This window comes from Paraburkholderia sp. A1BS-2L (assembly GCF_051125205.1).
Lineage (GTDB): Bacteria > Pseudomonadota > Gammaproteobacteria > Burkholderiales > Burkholderiaceae > Paraburkholderia.
Genome location: NZ_CP120428.1, coordinates 1874248 through 1892910, shown reverse-complemented (window position 1 = coordinate 1892910; position 18663 = coordinate 1874248). Strand labels below are relative to the sequence as shown.

Sequence of the window (18663 nt, the reverse complement as noted above, 5' to 3'; positions counted from 1 at the left end):
CTGTTGTGCATTTTAAGTGTTGCCGTTGGTCATGAAATTTGGACTCCGTAATAAATAGTGGCGCTTGGCGCTGCTGCACCAACCGGGGATCTCAAAAAAACGCTTGACTAATATTGTGTGTGGAATATTGTATATCACGAGTAACCCAACGCCCCGCCAACGAGGAGACGTCATGGCAGAAGCAGGAATGAACGACGCGCAGAACAGCCCTGCGCAGGAAGCGCAACCGACGACCGACGGGTTTCACCTCGTCATCGATGCGCTGAAGCTCAACGACATCGACACGATTTACGGTCTCGTCGGTATTCCGATCACGGACCTCGCGCGTCTTGCTCAAGCTGAAGGCATGCGTTTCATCGGCTTCCGGCACGAGCAGAACGCGGGCAATGCCGCGGCGATCGCGGGTTACATGACGAAGAAGCCGGGCATCTGCCTCACGGTTTCGGCGCCGGGCTTCCTCAACGGCCTGACCGCGCTCGCCAACGCCACCACCAACTGCTTCCCGATGATCCTCATCAGCGGCTCGAGCGAGCGCGAGATCGTCGACCTGCAGCAGGGCGACTACGAGGAAATGGACCAGCTCAACGCCGCCAAGCCGTATGCCAAGGCCGCTTACCGCGTGCTGCATGCCGAGGACATCGGCGTCGGCATCGCCCGGGCGATCCGCGCAGCGGTCTCGGGCCGCCCCGGCGGCGTTTATCTCGACCTGCCGGCCAAGCTGCTTGCGCAGACCATCGACGCCGTGAAGGGCCAGCAGTCGCTCATCAAGGTCGTGGATGCCGCGCCGCGCCAGCTGCCCGCTCCCGACGCGGTCCAGCGCGCACTCGAAGTCCTCAAGACGGCCAAGCGCCCGCTCATCCTGCTCGGCAAGGGCGCGGCCTATGCTCAGGCCGACGCGCAGATTCGCGAGCTGGTCGAGAAGAGTGGCATTCCCTATCTGCCGATGTCGATGGCCAAGGGCCTGCTGCCCGACACGCACGAGCAGTCCGCGTCCGCCGCGCGCTCGTTCGTGCTCGCCGAATCGGATGCCGTCGTGCTGATCGGCGCGCGTCTGAACTGGCTGCTCTCGCACGGCAAGGGCAAGACCTGGGGGGCGCCGTCGCCCAAGCGTTTCGTGCAGATCGACATCGCGCCCACCGAGATTGACAGCAACGTGGCGATCGAAGCGCCCGTGATCGGCGATATCGGTTCGTGTGTCGAGGCGCTCGTCGCCGGCATGGGCTCGAACTTCCCGCAGCCGAGCGCCGAATGGCTCGGCGCCGTGGCGGAGCGCAAGACCAGGAACCTCGCGAAGATGGCCGCGACGCTCGAGAAGAACCCCACGCCGATGAATTTCCACAGCGCGCTGCGCGCGATTCGCGATGTGCTCAAGACACGTCCTGACATCAACGTGGTGAACGAAGGCGCGAACACGCTCGACTATGCGCGTGCGGTGATCGACATGTACCAGCCGCGCAAGCGTTTCGACTCGGGCACGTGGGGGATCATGGGCATCGGCATGGGCTTCGCGATCGGCGCGGCGGTCACGAGCGGCACGCAAGTCGTGGCCATCGAAGGCGACAGCGCGTTCGGCTTCAGCGGCATGGAGCTGGAAACCATCTGCCGCTACAACCTGCCGGTTTGCACGATCGTCTTCAACAACAACGGCGTGTATCGCGGCACCGACGTGAACCCGACCGGCGGCGCCGACGTCGCGCCCACCGTGTTCGTCAAGGGCGCGCGCTACGACAAGATGATCGAGGCGTTCGGCGGCATCGGCCACCAGGCCACGACTCCGGAGGAACTGACTGCGGCGCTGCTCGAAGCGATCGCGTCGGGCAAGCCCACGCTGATCAACGCAGTGATCGACGAATCGGCCGGCACGGAAAGCGGCCGTCTCACGAATCTCAATCCGCAAAGCGCGGCCATGAAGAAATAAGCTGAGTCTCACAGGACACATTCATCAGGAGCCAAGACATGAGCAAACCCCTCGACGGCATCAAGATCATCGACTTCACGCACGTACAGGCGGGCCCCGCATGCACGCAAATGCTCGCGTGGTTCGGCGCGGACGTGATCAAGGTGGAGCGCCCGGGCGCTGGTGACGTGACGCGCTCGCAGCTGCGCGACATTCCCGAAGCGGACGCGCTGTACTTCACGATGCTCAACAGCAACAAGCGCTCGCTCACGCTCGACACCAAGAAGCCGGAAGGCAAGGAAGTGCTCGAGAAGCTAATTCGCGAGTCGGACGTGATGGTGGAAAACTTCGGCCCGGGCGCGCTCGATCGCATGGGCTTCACGTGGGAGCGCATCAAGGAGCTCAACCCGAAGATGATCGTCGCTTCGGTGAAGGGCTTCAGTGAAGGCCACCACTACGACGACCTCAAGGTCTACGAGAACGTCGCGCAGTGCGCGGGCGGCGCGGCTTCGACCACGGGCTTCTGGGACGGCCCGCCTACGGTCAGCGCAGCGGCGCTCGGCGACAGCAACACGGGCATGCATCTGGCCATCGGCATTCTCACGGCGCTGATCGGCCGTGAAAAGACCGGCAAGGGCCAGAAGGTGGCCGTCTCGATGCAGGACAGCGTGATCAACCTGTGCCGCGTGAAGCTGCGCGACCAGCAGCGTCTGGATCGCGTGGGCTATCTGGAGGAGTATCCGCAGTATCCGCACGGCACTTTCAGCGATGTGGTGCCCCGTGGCGGCAACGCGGGCGGCGGCGGCCAGCCGGGCTGGGTGCTCAAGTGCAAGGGCTGGGAAACCGATCCGAACGCGTATATCTACTTCACGGTGCAAGGCCATGCATGGGAGCCGATCTGCCGCGCGATCGGCAAGCCCGAGTGGATCAGCGATCCGAACTACATGACGGCCCAGGCGCGCCAGCCGCATATCTTCGACATCTTCGCGACGATCGAGGAGTGGCTCGCCGACAAGACCAAGTTCGAGGCCGTCGATATTCTGCGCAAGTTCGATATCCCGTGCGCACCGGTGCTCAGCATGAAGGAAATCGCCAATGACCCGTCGCTGCGCGAGAGCGGTACTATCGTCGAAGTCCCGCACAAAGAGCGCGGCACGTATCTCACCGTGGGCAGCCCGATCAAGTTCTCGGACCTGAAGCCGGAAATCACGGGTTCGCCGCTGCTCGGCGAGCATACGGATGAGGTGCTCGCGGGTCTTGGGTACACGCCGCAGCAGATCGCGGCGCTGCACGAGACGCGCGCGGTCTAAGTACGGGACGCTCCGCAGGCCAGCGGAGCGCGGCGCGCGCATGAGGGTCGTGCGCGCCGCGCTCCGGCGATTCAACCCTTTCCCCACTTAGCTCCTATCAGGTCAAGCACCATGTCAACCGCCATCGATTTCGCCCAGCTTGCCGACGCTATCGGCGACGCCATCGTCATCTCGGACGCCGCCGGCGACATCACGTACTGGAATCCCGCCGCTACGCGCATGTTCGGCTATACGCGCGAGGAGGCGCTTGGCAAGACGCTCGATCTGATCATTCCCGAGCGGCTGCGCGGCCGTCACTGGGACGGTTATCACAAGACGATGGCGTCGGGGCAGACTCGCTACGGCAACGACGTGCTGCGCGTGCCCGCCGTCGACAAGGACGGTCGCGCGCTGTCGATCGCGTTTACCGTCGCGTTGCTGCACGGCCAGCAAGGCGAGATCACGGGCATCGTCGCCGTGATTCGCGACGAGACCGCGCGCTTCCAGGAAGAGCGCAATCTGCGCAAGCGCATTACCGAGCTCGAAGCCCAAGCCCAGGCCCAGGCGCAGTAGTTCTGAGCCAGTTAGCCAGCCTGCGGGCTGGCCGTATATCGCCCGACCTCAAGGTTCGCACGGAGCGCTTCGATGCATACGGAAATACTCGGTCATTACGAGGTCGAACTCTCGGCCCGTCAATTCATACACAACGGTGGCTGGGCGGCGTTCGCCGCTATCCACGATCCGCACGGCGGGCGCGGCGAACAAACGGGGTGCGCCCCCGTGCTCCCCGAGCAGCGAGTCGCCGACGAGACCGTTTTCGCCAGTGAGGCCGCCGCCATAGCAGGCGCCCGCCAGGCGGCGCTCGCAATGCTCGGCTATCTCGAGACAGTCAACCCGCCGCGCTAGCGGTCCCGGCTACACGTGAAGACGCGTAACAACGCATAGGGACGCACAGCGAGGCGGCGCGCCGCGCAGGCAGCGGCGCGCGCCAAGAATTCCAACATCCAGCAGGAGACGTTTCATGACGACATGGCCACGCCCTGGGCGCGCCAGGGGACTTTGCGCGCCGCCGCATCGCCGCGCCGGTATTTGCGCTTCATTCGTGCGCGGAGGTTCGCCATGGCAATGACCATTGCGGTGCCCCGCGAAATATTCGAAAACGAACGCCGCGTGGCGGCCACGCCGGAAAGCGTCGCACAACTGATCAAGCTTGGCTACGAGATCGAGATCGAGGCGGGCGCGGGCGAGCTCGCTTCGTATAGCGACGAAGCGTATCGCGCGGCCGGTGCATGCGTTGTCGACAATCCGCTCGAACTGTGGTCCAACGCCGACATCGTGTTCAAGGTGCGCCCGCCGTCGCTCGAGGAGGCGCAGCGCCTGAAGACCGGCGCGACGCTCATCAGTTTCATCTGGCCCGCGCAGAGCGGGGCGCTGCTCGAGGTGCTCGCCACGCGCGGCGCGACGGTGCTCGCGATGGACTGCGTGCCGCGCATCTCGCGCGCGCAAAAGCTCGACGCGCTGAGCTCGATGGCGAACATGGCCGGTTATCGCGCCGTGATCGAGGCCGCGCAGCATTTCGGGCGCATTTTCACCGGGCAGATCACGGCGGCGGGCAAGATGCCGCCCGCCAAGGTGCTCGTGATCGGCGCGGGTGTGGCCGGTCTCGCGGCCATCGGCGCAGCGCGCGGGCTTGGGGCCGTCGTGCGCGCATTCGATACGCGGCCCGAGGTCGGGCAGCAGATCGAGAGCATGGGCGCCGAGTTCCTGAGCGTCGACGTGGAGGAGGAAGGCGGCGGCGGTGGCGGCTACGCGAAGGTGATGAGCGCGAAGTTCATCGAAGCCGAGATGGCGCTGTTCAAGGCCCAGGCGAGCGAGGTGGACATCATCGTCACGACCGCGCTGATCCCGGGCAAGCCCGCTCCGCGCCTGATCGACGAAGAGATGGTCGCGTGCATGCGCGCGGGCAGCGTGATCGTCGATATGGCTGCGGAGCAGGGCGGCAATTGCGCGCTCACGCGCGCGGGCGAAGTGGTGCATGCGCATGGCGTGACGTTGATCGGCTATACCGATCTGCCGAGCCGCATGGCGAATCAGTCGAGCCAGCTCTATGCGACGAACCTGCGCCATCTGATGACCGATCTCACGCCTCTTAAGGATGGCGAACTAAAGCTCGACATGGACGATGTCGTGCAGCGGGGCACCACGGTCATGGAGCAGGGCAAGCTCTGCTGGCCCGCGCCGCCGGTGCCGACGGCGGCTGTCGCGCCGGCCGCGCAAGCCGCGTCGGCCGCGAGCGGGGCGAAGCCCGTGCAGCAGGCGCACGGTGCGGCTAGATCGGCTGCCGCCGAAACGCGTAGCCGCAGTGCATGGCCGCTGGTCATGCTGGTGCTGGCGGCCGTGGCGTTGCTCGCGCTCGGCGCGGTGGCGCCGAGCGCGTTCGTGGCGCATTTCACGGTGTTCGTGCTGGCCGTTTTCGTGGGCTATCAGGTGGTCTGGAATGTGACGCCGGCGCTGCACACGCCGCTCATGAGTGTGACCAACGCCATCAGCGGGATCATCGTGATCGGCGCGCTGCTGCATCCCAACGGCGCGGATACGGCGATGGTCGTGAAAGTGCTCGCGGGCGTCGCGCTGCTGGTTGCGACGATCAACATTGCAGGCGGGTTCCTCGTGACCCAGCGCATGCTGAAAATGTTTCAACGGACCTGAGGAGGCGACGTCATGCTTAGTGGAATCGGCAATATGGCGTGGCTCGGTTCGGCCACGCTCTTCATTCTCAGCCTGCGCGGGCTGAGTCATCCGGCTAGCGCCCGGCGAGGCAATCTTTTCGGCATCTGCGGGATGGCGATCGCGGTCATTGCGACGCTACTCGTCACGGGCGGGGCGGGGCTCGAAGTAGCGCTCGGCGCGGCGCTGGTGGGCGGCGGCATCGGCGCCGTGCTGGCTAGACGCGTGGAAATGACGCAAATGCCGCAACTCGTGGCCGTGCTGCACAGCTTCGTCGGCCTTGCGGCGACGCTCATCGCGGTCGCGAGCTTTCTCTCGCCGGCCGCCGCCGCGAGCGCCGTCGAGCGAGGAATTCACGACACCGAGATCTATATCGGCGCGTTCATCGGCACCGTAACGTTCAGCGGTTCGATCGTGGCGTTTCTCAAGCTGCAGGGCACGGTGGGCGGCAAGCCGCTCGTGCTGCCTGGCCGGCATCTGATGAACGCCGTGGCGCTCGCGGTTTGCATCGGGCTTGCGCTTGTCTTCGTGGCCGCACCGGATGGCCCGAATGCACTCCCCGCGCTCATCGCGATGTGCGCGATTGCGGCGGTGCTGGGCGTGCATCTCGTGATGGCGATCGGCGGCGCGGACATGCCCGTAGTGGTGTCCATGCTCAACAGCTATTCGGGCTGGGCGGCCGCGGCAACCGGCTTCATGCTCGATAACGACCTGCTGGTGACGACCGGCGCGCTGGTGGGTTCGAGCGGCGCGATCCTCAGCTACATCATGTGCCGCGCGATGAACCGCAGCTTCGTCTCGGTGATTCTCGGCGGTTTTGGCGCCGTGGCCAGCACGTCGAGCGCCGCGCCGCAGGGCGAAGTGGTGGCGACTTCCGTGGACGAAGTGGGCGCGCTGCTGCGCGATGCCGCCGAGGTCGTGATCGTGCCCGGTTATGGCATGGCCGTCGCCCAGGCGCAAAGCACGATCAGCGAAATCACGCGCAGGCTGCGTGCGCAGGGCGTACGGGTGCGTTTTGGCATCCATCCAGTTGCCGGGCGCTTGCCGGGCCATATGAACGTGCTGCTCGCCGAGGCGAAGGTGCCCTACGACATCGTGCTCGAAATGGACGAAATCAACGAGGACTTCACGAATACCGACGTCGTGCTCGTGATCGGCGCGAACGATATCGTCAATCCGGGCGCGCAGGAGGATGCGGGCAGCCCGATCGCGGGGATGCCGGTGCTCGAGGTGTGGAAGGCGCGCACCGTGGTGGTTTCCAAGCGCAGCATGGCGACGGGCTACGCGGGCGTCGACAATCCGCTCTTTTATAAGGAGAACACCCGAATGCTGTTCGGCGACGCAAAGGGTAGTGTCGATGCATTGCTCAGGCAGCTAGAAACGGCCTGATGCAGGAGTAGCGCGCGGCGCGGCGAGACCCGGGTAAACCCGGGCAAGACCGCGCTTCGCGCGAGACCGCCGGATCCGGCGGCTCATCAATGCAATGTACGGAGAGAGACAAACGTGGCACAAACCGATCGCATCGACGCCCCTTATGCGGCGCGGCGGCACAACCGCTGGGTGCAACTCGCGGCCGGTGTAGCCTGCATGGGGCTAGTCGCCAATCTGCAGTATGCGTGGACATTGTTCGTAGTGCCGATGGATTCGAAGCACCACTGGGGGCAGGCCGCCATTCAGCTCGCGTTCTCGCTGTTCATCGTGACGGAGACGTGGCTCGTTCCCGTGGAGGGCTGGCTCGTGGACCGCTTCGGCCCGCGCCCGGTCGTGATGGGCGGCGCGTGCTGCGTGGCGCTCGGCTGGATGCTCGACGCGTGGGCGCCGGCGCTGCCGGTGCTCTACGTGGCGGCGGTGATTTCGGGCATCGGTGCGGGATGCGTGTACGGCACATGCGTGGGCACGGCGCTCAAATGGTTTCCGGACCGGCGCGGGCTCGCTGCGGGCACGACGGCGGCGGGTTTTGGCGCGGGCGCGGCGCTCACCGTCATTCCGATCGCGCGCATGATCCAGCATTCGGGCTACGAGACGGCCTTCGTTTTTTTCGGTTTGCTGCAGGGCGCGTGCATCATGGCGCTCGCGCTCGTGATGGTGCGCCCGAAGCCGCCCGCGCATGCGGTCGGCGTGCAGCGGGTGGTGGCCACGAAGACCGACTACACGACGCGGCAGATGATCCGCGCGCCGCTGTTCTGGGTGATGTACGCGATGTTCATGTGCGTGGCCACGGGCGGCATCATCGCGACCGCGCAGATCGGGCCGATCGCCAAGTCGTACGGTTTCGCCTCGATGCCGGTGGCGTTCATGAGCATGACGCTGCCGCTGCTGACAATGACACTGTCGATCAACAATCTCTGCAACGGCTTCACGCGGCCGCTGTGCGGGCTCATTTCGGACCGGATCGGGCGTGAGAACACGATGTTCATCACTTTCATCGGCGAAGGGCTCGCGTTGCTCGGCCTGCGCTACTTCGGCCACGACCCGTATCTCTTCATCCTGTTTTCGGGGCTCGTGTTCCTGTTTTACGGCGACATCTTCTCGAACTTCCCGGCAACCTGCGCGGACACCTTCGGCGCGCGCTACGCGGCGGGCAACGCCGGCACGCTCTATACGGCCAAGGGGACTGCCGCGCTGATGGTGCCGGTGGCCACGCTGCTCGCGGTGCACGGCGGCTGGAACATGGTGTTCGAATTCGCGGCGTGTATCGCGATGATGGCGGGGGTGTGCGCGAAGGTGGTGTTGCAACCGATGCGGCGGCGCTGGATCTTCCAGTCGGCCAAGCCTGCGGGGCATGTCGAAACGGCGTTCGTCCGCAATCCGCTGGGTACGGGCGAGTAGTTAAATCGTTATCGGGGCGGGCGGCGCGCGCTATCCGGATGAGGGGCTTCGCACCGCTGCGCGCCGCCGCCCGGGTGCGTGCGCAGCCTGCGCATGAGCGCCGCCGCTGGCAGCGCACGTACGCGTGCGCGGCGCACCCGGCGGGCATCGGTGTGTGCCTGCATGCGGGGCAGCTCGGGCGCCTCGTCGGTGTCGTCCGTCGTGGATAACGCCGCGTAGCGTCCTTCGGTCTGGCCGCGCTCGATCCACTCGGCTGGCAATCGGGTCGCGATCAAACACGTCGCTGCGGCGCCGAAGCCCACGGCGACGATCGCGGCGATAACGACGATTTCCATTCCTTCTCCCTGTCGCGGGCGTGATCTCGTGCCGACGATGCGCCTCAGGCATCCCCGGGTTTCTGGTCAATGTATACCATTAAACATAACGAGATGTTTTCAGGGTGACGCGCATTCGTTCAATCATGGATGTTGTTCATGAAGTATGAACGGAAGAAAAAATTGAACATCTCGTGGTTTCTGTTCATAATGCTGGCGTGTTCATTGTTTTTGAACAAGCGAGATTTATGAACGACGGCAACCAGCATGGTCTCCCGAATTTTGATCGTCCAACCGAGGCGCTGCTCAGGCGGCTCGTCAACGGGGCCACCGGGCGTCTGGGTATTCCGCTGCGGGTAATCGACTTCGGCCCGACAGCCCGCAGCGCTGCGCCGGCCAGAGAGGCGAAGGTTACGCTGGAGGTGAACGGCGCTCCGCAACCCTACATGCTCGCTGCTCGCACCCGGATACGAACGCGGGAGGAGGTGAGGACCGTCGTGGCCCAAAGTGCCACTGCCGATCTTCCGATCCTTCTGGCCACGTCCTGGCTGACGCCTGCATTAGCGGACGAGTGCGTCGAACAAGGCCTGCAGTTCATCGACCTCGTCGGTAATCTTTATGTGCGTGGTCCCGGCCAGTACATTCTCGTCACAGGCCGGCCGGCGAATCCGGACATCAGGCGTTTCGTCTCGAGATCAGGAAAACCTGCGATCTCCGCGAGTGCTTCCGCGCTCAAGATGATTTTTGTGTTGCTTTCCGCTCCGGAACTCATCAACCGTCCATACCGGGAAATCGCGTCGTCGGCAGGGGTGGCGCTTGGCACGGTCGGCGGCGTGTTCGATGACCTGCGTGAACGCGGCTTGCTGGCCGGCACGGAGGACCGGCGATTGCTCGATCCTGACGCGCTGAGGGAAGAGTGGACGATCAATTATCCGCTGCGCCTGCTGCCGAAGCTCAGCGTACAACGGTTTGCGGTCGATGATCCTTCGTGGTGGCAGCGCGCGGAACTTCCTGCCGGGCAAGCCTGGTGGAGTGGAGAAGTCGCTGCCGCAAAACTGACCGGGCAGCTTCGGCCGGCCTCGCAGACACTATATGTCGAACCCGCAGCGAGACCGGCTGTCATGATGGCGCTGGCGAAGCAGCACCGCTTGCGTGCCGATCCCGCGGGCAGCCTGGAAATTGTCGATGCCTTCTGGCATCTCGACGACGCACGGACGGCGCAGCTGACGGCGCCGCTTTTGCTCGTGTACGCGGATCTCCTGCGCACGAGAGAGCCCCGTAATGCGGAGGCAGCGGCGTTGATTCGCGATCAATGGAGCGGGGCGAATGACGGTCGTATATCTTAAGGCGCCACTCCCGGCGGGAAAGCAGGCAGTGTTGTCGGCCATGGATCGCGTGGCGCGGCTGTCGAACCTGCAGTACTTCGTTGTCGGTGCGACTGCCAGGGATATTCTGATGTACCACCTGCATGGATTCCCGCTCAACCGCGCCAGTCCCGACATCGATTTCGCAATGGCCATCGAGAGTTGGCCTGCATTCGAAGCGTTGCGAACCGCGCTGCTTGGGGAGCCGGCGTTCCGCCCGGACGGGAAGATTGTGCATCGGCTTCATTATTCGCCTCCGGTTGGCGAAGGCTTTCCGGTGGATCTGGTCCCGTTCGGCGGTGTCGAGATCTCTCCGTCGCAAGTGGCGTGGCCGCCGGACATGGCAATTGTGATGAACGTGGCGGGCTACGCCGAAGCGCTGGATAGCGCGGTGACCGTGCGCATTGCGGACCGATGCGAGATTCGCGTTGCGTCGATACCGGGTCTCGTGATGACGAAGCTGATCGCGTGGCTGGACCGTGGGCAGTCCAATCCGAAAGACGCGGTGGATTTCCGGTATCTGCTCGAAAACTATGCGACTGCCGGCAACGCCGACAGGCTTTATGGGGAGGAGTTGCCGCTACTGGCGGCTTGCGATTATGCGTTCGAGCGCGCTGGTCCGAGATTGCTCGGAATGGATATCGCGTCCATCGCGTCGGCCCGAAGCAGGCAACAGATCGCCCGCATTCTGGCCGCCCCCGAACTGCACGATAGGCTCGTCGTGCATATGCTGCGTGGCGGCGCTCACTCCGGAGATCCGGTAGCGGCGATCGAGAGCCGGCTCGTTGAATTCAGGATCGGGCTGCTGGATTGGCCGGGGCCGTGATTGCATTGCTGTACTGATCGCCGATAGCGGGCGCGTTTCAGTTTCAGTCGCGCAAAAACAAAAAAGCCCGCAATTTGCGGGCTTTTTCGATGAAGCCGTGACTTGAAGAAGCGTGGTGCCCAGGAGAGGACTCGAACCTCCACAGTGTTGCCACCGCCAGGACCTGAACCTGGTGCGTCTACCAATTCCGCCACCTGGGCACGTCTTCAAGCTAAACAGCGATTATAGCGTGTTCGTGGACCCTGTCAATCAATGTTTTCAAAAAATCTTCACATCGCGAAAGATCTGCATCTGCGCGCGGGAAGCCGCGAAACATTCGGCGCAGCATGCTGCGGCTCTCACCGCCAGCGGAGCCGCACGGAAACGAAAAAAGCCGGCATAAAGCCGGCTTTTCTGAATCTTGGTGCCCAAGAGAGGACTCGAACCTCCACAGTGTTGCCACCGCCAGGACCTGAACCTGGTGCGTCTACCAATTCCGCCACCTGGGCAAGGTGTCGCTTACTACTTGCTGCTACGCTTGTCGTGCAGCAGAGAACGAGATTTTAGCGTGTCTACAGGACCTGTCAAGGCCCTTTTGAGGAAATTCGAGAAAAAAGTGCCGCGTCGGCGCTGGCCGTGAGTCCGGCGCGCGAGGCGCGTGCAGCGGGCGTCCGCAAGCTTCCACGCTGAATTGCCGGGCGCGGCTCGGGTGTTAGAATGCCTCGCAGCAAGACCGGGCGCGGCATGATTTCCCGTGTCCGCGCACTATCCGATGTCCACGCCACGAGAACAACCATCGATAAGCCCTTGAGCAAATATCCCTATCCGATTCCCAGCCGCGAGGAGATTCTCGGCGTGCTGCGGACCAGCGAATCGCCCTGTACCGCGAACGATATCGCCGAGGCTCTCGCCATCAAGCGCCAGGAGCGTGAAGGGTTTTTCAGGCGGCTCGCCGCGATGGAGCGCGACGGGCAGATCCGGCTCGATTCGCGCGGCCATTATCAGCTTGCGCATCCTTCCAACTTCGTTGCGGGCCGTGTTCAGGGCCATCGTGACGGCTACGGCTTCCTCGTGCGCGACGACGGCCAGGACGACCTGTTCCTGCCGCAAGGCGAGATGCAGAAGGTCATGCACAACGACCGCGTGCTCGCGCGCATCGTCGGCTATGACCGCCGCGGGCGTCCGGAAGGGCATATCGTCGAGGTCACGGACCGCGCGAACCGCAGCGTGATCGGGCGGCTGCTCAATGAAAACGGCGCGCTCATCGTCGCGCCCGAAGACAAGCGCATCGGCCACGACATTCTCGTCACGCAAAATGCGAAGAAGGCCAAGGTCGGGCAAGTGGTGGTCGTCGAACTCACCGACTTCCCGAGCCGCCACTCGCAGCCGCTCGGCCGCGTGCTGGAAGTGCTCGGCGACATCGACGATCCCGGCATGGAGATCGAGATCGCCGTGCGCAAGTACGGCGTGCCGCACGAGTTCAGCAAGCCCGCGCTCGATGAGGCCGCGAAGCTGCCCGATGCCGTGCGTCCCGCCGATATCCGCTATCGCATCGATTTGCGCGACGTGCCGCTCGTCACCATCGACGGCGAAGATGCGCGCGACTTCGACGACGCCGTTTACTGCGAACCGATGAAGGTCGGGCGCGGCGACGGCTTCCGCTTGCTCGTGGCCATCGCCGACGTCTCGCACTATGTGCAGCCGGGCGGCGGGCTCGATGTGGACGCCATCGAGCGCAGCACCTCGGTGTACTTCCCGCGCCGCGTGATTCCGATGTTGCCGGAGAAGCTCTCGAATGGCCTTTGCTCGCTCAATCCGCATGTGGACCGCTGCGTGCTCGTGTGCGATATGGTCATCACCGCTCGCGGCGAGATCAAGGCGTATCAGTTCTACCCGGGTGTGATGCATTCGGCGGCGCGCCTCACGTATACCGAGGTCGCCGCGGTGCTCAAGAACACCAAGGGGCCGGAGGCGACGCGGCGCGCCGCGCTGATGCCGCATCTGCAGAACCTCTACGGCGTTTACAAGGCGCTTTTCGCGGCGCGCCAGAAGCGCGGCGCGATCGACTTCGACACGACCGAGACCTATATCGTCTGCAACGCGCAGGGCAAGATCGAGCAGATCGTGCCGCGCCAGCGCAACGACGCGCACAAGCTGATCGAAGAGTGCATGCTTGCGGCCAACGTTTGCGCGGCGGACTTCATGAAGCGCAACAAGCATCCGGGCCTGTACCGGGTGCACGCGGGGCCGAGCGCGGAAAAGCTCGAGAACCTGCGCACCTTCCTGCGCGGCATGGGTCTTTCGCTGGGCGGCGGCGACACGCCTCACGCGAGCGACTATGCGGCGCTGATGGCGCACATCCGCGACCGGCCCGATGCGCAGATGCTGCAAACGATGCTGCTGCGCTCGATGCAGCAGGCCGTCTACAGCCCGGACAACATCGGCCACTTTGGCCTCGCTTACGAGGCCTACGCGCACTTCACGAGCCCGATCCGCCGCTATCCCGACCTGCTCACGCACCGCTCGATCTACGCGATCCTGCAGGGCAAGAAGTATCAGCCGGCGGCGCCCGAAGGCGTCGAGCTCAACACGGCCCTTTCGCCGCGCGCCCGCGCGATGCAGGCCGAGGACGAGGCGAAGCGCGGCAAGCGTGCACGCGGCGCGAATACGGCAATCTGGGAAGAGCTCGGCCTGCACTGCTCGGCCAACGAGCGCCGTGCCGATGAAGCCTCGCGCGACGTCGAGGCGTGGCTCAAGTGCTACTTCATGCGCGACAAGCTCGGCGAGGAATATGGCGGCATGGTGAGCGGCGTGACGTCGTTCGGCATTTTCGTGCAGCTCGATTCGCTGTTCATCGAAGGTCTCGTGCATGTGACGGAACTGGGCTCGGACTATTTCCAGTACGACGACATCAAAAACGAGCTGCGCGGCGAGCGCACCGGCATCCGCTACCGTCTTTCGGACCGCGTGCGCGTGCAGGTGAGCCGCGTCGATCTCGATGCGCGCAAGATCGATTTCCGCCTCGTGCGCGATACGCCGGTCAAGCCCGCTCTGAATCGCGGCGGGCAAGGCCAGCAGGAACGTGGCGGGCCGCAGGAGGGCGGTCCGCGCGTGCGTTCGCTGCCGCAGGGCATGGGCGGTCAAGGCGGCCAGGGTGGCCAGGGTGGCCAGGGTGGCCAGAGCGGCGACGTCCGGCGCAAGAAGGCCGCGCCGGCGCAGAGCGCGGCCGTGAAGGAAGCGCGCGCGGCGCGCAGCGCGGCGAAGACCGCGAAGAAGCGCGCGGCGTCGAAGTCGGCGGCGAAGAAGCCGGTATCGCGCAAGAAGCGCTAAAGCCGGGCTGCGCGCGAGGGCGTGCAGCATCGGCAGCAACCATGCGCCGCGCCGCGAATGCCGCGCGGCGCGCGCACGTTTAACAGTCACGCCGGGCCTTGCACCGAGGCGGCCATCTAGACCCATCGACGCAGGCAGGGCGTACCCGGACCGCGCGTCGGCCGGCAGAATCACAGTCGTTCGCGGCACGAGGCTCGCAACGCGAGACTCAAGGCACGAGGCCGCAGGTCCTGTGCGCCGCGAACCGTTCATCAGGGGTTGTATCCAGTCATGTCACGTCTCAAGGTTCTTTACGGGTTTCATGCGGTGACCGCACGCTTGCGGCACGACGCGTCCACGGTCGAGGATGTCTATTACGACACGACGCGGCGTGACCGCCGCATGCAGGATTTCCTGCACGCCGCAAAGGAAGCGGGCGTGCGCATCATCGCCGCGGACGAGACGCGCCTGTGGGGGCTCGCTCGCACGGAGCGCCATCAGGGCGTGGTCGCGCGCGTGCACGATCTGCCGCTCGCGCAGAACCTGGCCGAGCTGCTCGACGGCATCCAGGGCTCGCCGCTGCTGCTCGTGCTCGACGGCGTGACCGATCCGCACAACCTCGGCGCATGTCTGCGCGTGGCCGATGCAGCCGGCGCGCACGCCGTGATCGCGCCGCGCGACCGCGCCGTGGGCCTGAACGCCACCGCTGCGAAGGTTGCGAGCGGCGCGGCCGATACGATTCCGTATATCACCGTCACGAACCTTGCGCGCGCGCTGCGCGAGCTGAAGGACGCCGGCGTATGGGTGGTCGGCACAGCGGGCGACGCGAGCGCGAGCCTGTACCAGACGAAGCTCGACGGCCCTGTCGCGCTTGTGATGGGTGCCGAAGGCGAGGGCATGCGCCGCCTCACGCGCGAAACCTGCGACGAGGTCATGCACATTCCGATGGCGGGCACGGTCGAGAGCCTGAACGTTTCCGTCGCTTCGGGCGTGTGCCTGTTCGAGGCGGTGCGTCAACGTTCGGTCGCGCGCTGACGCGTGCCGCGCATGCGCGTCCTGCGCAAGTCGAGACTCGGCGTGGCGGCGTTCGCGGCGCTTGCGCTCGCCGCGTGCGCGCCCGCCACGATGGTCGATCGCCGCGGCTACGTCGCCGACACGCAATATCACGCGCGCAGCGCGGACTCGCGCATCCGCTTCCTCGTGGAGCACTATACGCAGGGCGATGAACCCACCGCGCTTGAAGAGCTGACGCGCGAGAACGTGAGTGCCCATTACCTCGTTCCCGTGCATCCGCCGCTGCGCGACGGCAAGCCCGTCGTGCTGCAACTCGTGCCCGAAGCACAGCGCGCCTGGCATGCGGGCGCGAGCGAGTGGCAGGGCACGACCGAGCTCAACGCGGCTTCGATCGGCATCGAAAACGTCAATTCGGGGCCGCTCACAGACTCGCAAGCCACGCCGGAAGGGTCGCCGCCACGCGAGTGGGCGCCCTGGCCACCCGAGCAGGTCGCGGCGATCATCGCGCTCTCGAAGGACATCGTCGCGCGTTACGGCATTGCACCCACGCGCGTGGTGGGCCATAGCGATATCGCTCCTCAGCGCAAGATCGATCCGGGCCCGCTGTTCCCGTGGAAGCCGCTTTACGAGGCGGGCGTGGGCGCATGGCCCGACGATGCGACCGTGAAGGCCGAGCTCGCGGGCCGCGCCCCCGACGCGCCGGCCGACGTGCTCGGCCTGCAGACAAAGCTTGCGCGCTATGGCTACGAGGTCGCAACCGACGGCGTGCTCGACGCGCGCACGCGGCGCGTGTTCGCGGCCTTCCAGATGCACTTCCGGGCACGCGACTACTCGGGCACGCCCGACGCGGAAACCGATGCGATCGCGCAGGCGCTGCTAGACAAATACGTCGACCGGACGGTACCGGCGCCGGCCGGCGTGAGCGAAACGGCGCCTTGAATGCGCGGCGCGACATGCGTGCGGCGCGCGAGACGTCGTGCATCGGCGCGCAGCGTGCGTGGTCGCCCCAGCGGCGGCACGCAACTCCGGTAAACTATGCGTTTTCCGCGTTTTCCTTCCTCGGGCAGTTCCCCATCATGACTCAAGACGAACTCAAGAAACTGGTCGGCCAGGCCGCCGCAGACTATGTCAACGCGCATGTGCCGGAAGGCGCCGTGATTGGCGTCGGCACCGGCTCGACCGCGAACTGTTTCATCGACGCGCTGGCTGCCAGCAAAGGCCGTTATCGCGGGGCCGTATCGAGCTCGGTCGCGACCACGGCGCGCCTCGAAGCGCACGGCTTCAAGATCTTCGACCTGAACGAGATCGAATCGCTGCCCGTCTATGTGGACGGTGCCGACGAGATCGACGCATCGGGCGCGATGATCAAGGGCGGCGGCGGGGCGCTTACGCGCGAGAAGATTGTCGCGTCGGTGTCGGAGGTGTTCGTGTGTATCGCCGACGCAAGCAAGCGCGTGGACGTGCTCGGCCAGTTCCCGCTGCCCATCGAGGTCGTGCCGATGGCGCGCACGGCTGTCGGGCGCCGCGTGACGGCGCTCGGCGGCGTGCCCGTGCTGCGCGTGCAGACGGACGGCACGCCCTATATCACCGACAACGGCAACGAGATTCTCGACGTGAAGGGCCTGCGCATCGGCGACCCGCGCGCGCTCGAGGCGCAGGTCAACGCATGGCCCGGTGTCGTGACCGTGGGCCTGTTCGCGGCACGCGGCGCCGACCTGTGCCTGCTCGGCGGCGAGTCGGGCGTCGAGCGCATCGACTATCGCAAGGGCTGATCGCCCGAGCGAGCGGCGGCGCGAACACCGCTATGCGGTGCGCGCGCCGTCATGCTCCTGTGCTGCGGGTCCGATAATCGTTCAGGGATCCTGATGATGTGGCGAGGCGGGCAGGCTGTGCGACCCGAGCCGTCATGACGAGAAAGCGGAGCTGTCTCGTCATGACGTCCAGGGATCGGCTCATTCCACGGTTTCCGCTTGATGAAGGCGCGGCAGCAAGCGGTCGAACTCGCGGCGCACGAGGCCGTAGCACTCGCAGGCGCGGGCTTCGAGGCCCTTGCGGTCGAGCACGCGGATGCGGCCGCGGCTGTGGTGGATCAGGCCTTCGTTGTGCAGCTTGCCGGCCGCTTCGGTGATGCCCTCGCGGCGCACGCCAAGCATGTCGGCGATGAGCTGCTGCGTGACCGTCAAGTCGTTCGACGCTACGCGGTCCACTTCGATCAGGAGCCAGCGGCACAGCTGCCTGCTGAGCGAATGATGGCGGTTGCAGGCCGCGGTTTGCGCCACTTGCGTGAGCAGGGCGTGCATGTAGAGCAGCATGAGGCGGCGCAGGAAGTCCGAGCGCGCGAACTGCTGCCGGAGGCTTTGCGCGCTCATGCGATACGCGAAGCCCGTGCATTGCACCTGCACGCGATTGGGCATGGTTTCGCCGCCCGTGAGCACGGGCACGCCGGTCATGCCTTCGCGGCCCACCGCCGCGATCTCCACGGAGCTGCCGTCTTCCATCGTCGAGAGCATGGAGATGATTGCCGTGGTCGGAAAGTAGACGTGGTGAATGCGCTGGCCGGAGTCGCAGAGCAGTTGTTCGGTGCGCAGATGGACAAGTTCGAGATGCGGTGCGAGTGCTTGCCACTCGTGCGACGGCAGTGCTCCGAGCAAATGGTTGCCGTGCAGATCCGATTGAAGGGTCAACATGATTTGGTCCTCGTGCGAAGCGGCTTTCACCGCCCCTTGTCTTTTCATTCCGGTCGTCGAACCGCTTTTTGTATGCCGCTTCCCGTAGCGGCTATTGGCTCGTAGTGCCGGCCCCATAGTCCCGAGTGCGTGCGCTATATCGGCTGTATGCGTCACGCTGTGTGGCGCATCCCACTAAGCAGGGGATGTGCCAGAGCGGCGCAAACCTCGTATGTGTGCGGCTTTGCGGGCACAACGATGTGAGCGCACCCAGGTAACTCGCCGTTTTTGTTTCAAATCTGTACGACGCTTAGGGCGGCTCCGGCCGCCGCAGGCGCTATTTGTAACTAGATGTAACTTTGCAAGTAATTGAATTTATTGGATTATTCGGCGCACCAGGGGGCGTGTTCAAAAATGACTCCATGCTGAAACACGCGCGATCGAGGGCT

16 protein-coding genes and 2 tRNA genes are annotated in these 18663 nt (G+C 65.0%); 13 read left to right on the top strand and 5 right to left on the bottom strand.

Going from position 1 to position 18663, the window contains the following annotated elements:
* Positions 1–172 precede the first annotated feature (172 nt).
* The 7 genes from oxc to oxlT all read left to right on the top strand — a co-directional run bounded on the left by oxc (position 173) and on the right by oxlT (position 8742).
* Complete coding sequence (gene oxc, locus P5W98_RS08530; RefSeq protein WP_421024156.1) at positions 173–1918, top strand: oxalyl-CoA decarboxylase; 1746 nt, start codon at positions 173–175, stop codon at positions 1916–1918.
* 38 nt (positions 1919–1956) lie between these two features.
* Complete coding sequence (frc, locus tag P5W98_RS08525) at positions 1957–3207, top strand: formyl-CoA transferase (protein WP_421024155.1); 1251 nt, start codon at positions 1957–1959, stop codon at positions 3205–3207.
* Between the two features lie 111 nt (positions 3208–3318).
* Entirely contained in the window at positions 3319–3759 is a 441-nt protein-coding gene (locus P5W98_RS08520; protein ID WP_421024154.1) for a PAS domain-containing protein, read from the top strand.
* A gap of 72 nt (positions 3760–3831) precedes the next feature.
* Positions 3832–4092, top strand: a complete 261-nt coding sequence (locus tag P5W98_RS08515; RefSeq protein ID WP_421024153.1) for a hypothetical protein — start codon at positions 3832–3834, stop codon at positions 4090–4092.
* A 213-nt stretch (positions 4093–4305) separates the two neighbouring features.
* A complete protein-coding gene (locus P5W98_RS08510) occupies positions 4306–5895 on the top strand; it encodes a Re/Si-specific NAD(P)(+) transhydrogenase subunit alpha (protein WP_421024152.1) in 1590 nt (529 codons plus the stop codon).
* A gap of 12 nt (positions 5896–5907) precedes the next feature.
* Positions 5908–7302, top strand: coding sequence for an NAD(P)(+) transhydrogenase (Re/Si-specific) subunit beta (locus P5W98_RS08505; protein WP_421024151.1), 1395 nt, complete (start codon positions 5908–5910; stop codon positions 7300–7302).
* 114 nt (positions 7303–7416) lie between these two features.
* Positions 7417–8742: an oxalate/formate MFS antiporter gene (gene oxlT, locus P5W98_RS08500; protein WP_421024150.1), complete on the top strand. Its 1326-nt coding sequence runs from the start codon at positions 7417–7419 to the stop codon at positions 8740–8742.
* Between the two features lie 8 nt (positions 8743–8750).
* Here oxlT and P5W98_RS08495 read toward each other — a convergent pair whose 3' ends face one another.
* Positions 8751–9077 carry a hypothetical protein gene (locus P5W98_RS08495; RefSeq protein ID WP_421024149.1) on the bottom strand — a complete coding sequence of 109 codons (327 nt, stop codon included), beginning with the start codon at positions 9075–9077 and terminating at the stop codon, positions 8751–8753.
* 227 nt (positions 9078–9304) lie between these two features.
* Here P5W98_RS08495 and P5W98_RS08490 point away from each other — a divergent pair, with 227 nt between their 5' ends.
* Positions 9305–10402, top strand: a complete 1098-nt coding sequence (locus tag P5W98_RS08490) for a type IV toxin-antitoxin system AbiEi family antitoxin (protein WP_421024148.1) — start codon at positions 9305–9307, stop codon at positions 10400–10402.
* The gene (locus P5W98_RS08485) at positions 10383–11246 is read left to right on the top strand and encodes a nucleotidyl transferase AbiEii/AbiGii toxin family protein (RefSeq protein ID WP_421024147.1); all 864 of its coding nucleotides are present in this window, start codon (positions 10383–10385) and stop codon (positions 11244–11246) included. The genes P5W98_RS08490 and P5W98_RS08485 overlap by 20 nt, the downstream gene beginning before the upstream one ends.
* A gap of 113 nt (positions 11247–11359) precedes the next feature.
* Here P5W98_RS08485 and P5W98_RS08480 read toward each other — a convergent pair.
* From P5W98_RS08480 to P5W98_RS08470, 3 genes are all read right to left on the bottom strand, one after another.
* Positions 11360–11446, bottom strand: a tRNA-Leu gene (locus P5W98_RS08480).
* 58 nt (positions 11447–11504) lie between these two features.
* Positions 11505–11657, bottom strand: coding sequence for a hypothetical protein (locus tag P5W98_RS08475; protein ID WP_421024146.1), 153 nt, complete (start codon positions 11655–11657; stop codon positions 11505–11507).
* A tRNA-Leu gene (locus P5W98_RS08470) sits at positions 11648–11734 on the bottom strand. Before P5W98_RS08470 ends, P5W98_RS08475 begins: the two co-directional genes overlap by 10 nt.
* Positions 11735–11969: 235 nt before the next feature.
* On the opposite strand from P5W98_RS08470, the gene rnr reads away from it, so the two are divergent.
* The 4 genes from rnr to rpiA all read left to right on the top strand — a co-directional run bounded on the left by rnr (position 11970) and on the right by rpiA (position 17320).
* A complete protein-coding gene (gene rnr / locus P5W98_RS08465) occupies positions 11970–14555 on the top strand; it encodes a ribonuclease R (RefSeq protein ID WP_421024145.1) in 2586 nt (861 codons plus the stop codon).
* Between the two features lie 270 nt (positions 14556–14825).
* Positions 14826–15569 (top strand): 23S rRNA (guanosine(2251)-2'-O)-methyltransferase RlmB, encoded by a 744-nt coding sequence (gene rlmB / locus P5W98_RS08460; protein ID WP_421024144.1) that lies wholly within the window; start codon positions 14826–14828, stop codon positions 15567–15569.
* A 12-nt stretch (positions 15570–15581) separates the two neighbouring features.
* Positions 15582–16487, top strand: a complete 906-nt coding sequence (locus P5W98_RS08455; protein WP_421024143.1) for an N-acetylmuramoyl-L-alanine amidase — start codon at positions 15582–15584, stop codon at positions 16485–16487.
* A gap of 137 nt (positions 16488–16624) precedes the next feature.
* On the top strand, positions 16625–17320 hold the full coding sequence (rpiA, locus tag P5W98_RS08450) for a ribose-5-phosphate isomerase RpiA (RefSeq protein WP_421024142.1): 696 nt from the start codon (positions 16625–16627) through the stop codon (positions 17318–17320).
* Between the two features lie 180 nt (positions 17321–17500).
* Here the strand turns inward: rpiA and P5W98_RS08445 are convergent, their stop codons facing one another.
* The gene (locus P5W98_RS08445; protein ID WP_421024141.1) at positions 17501–18235 is read right to left on the bottom strand and encodes a Crp/Fnr family transcriptional regulator; all 735 of its coding nucleotides are present in this window, start codon (positions 18233–18235) and stop codon (positions 17501–17503) included.
* Positions 18236–18663 lie beyond the last annotated feature (428 nt).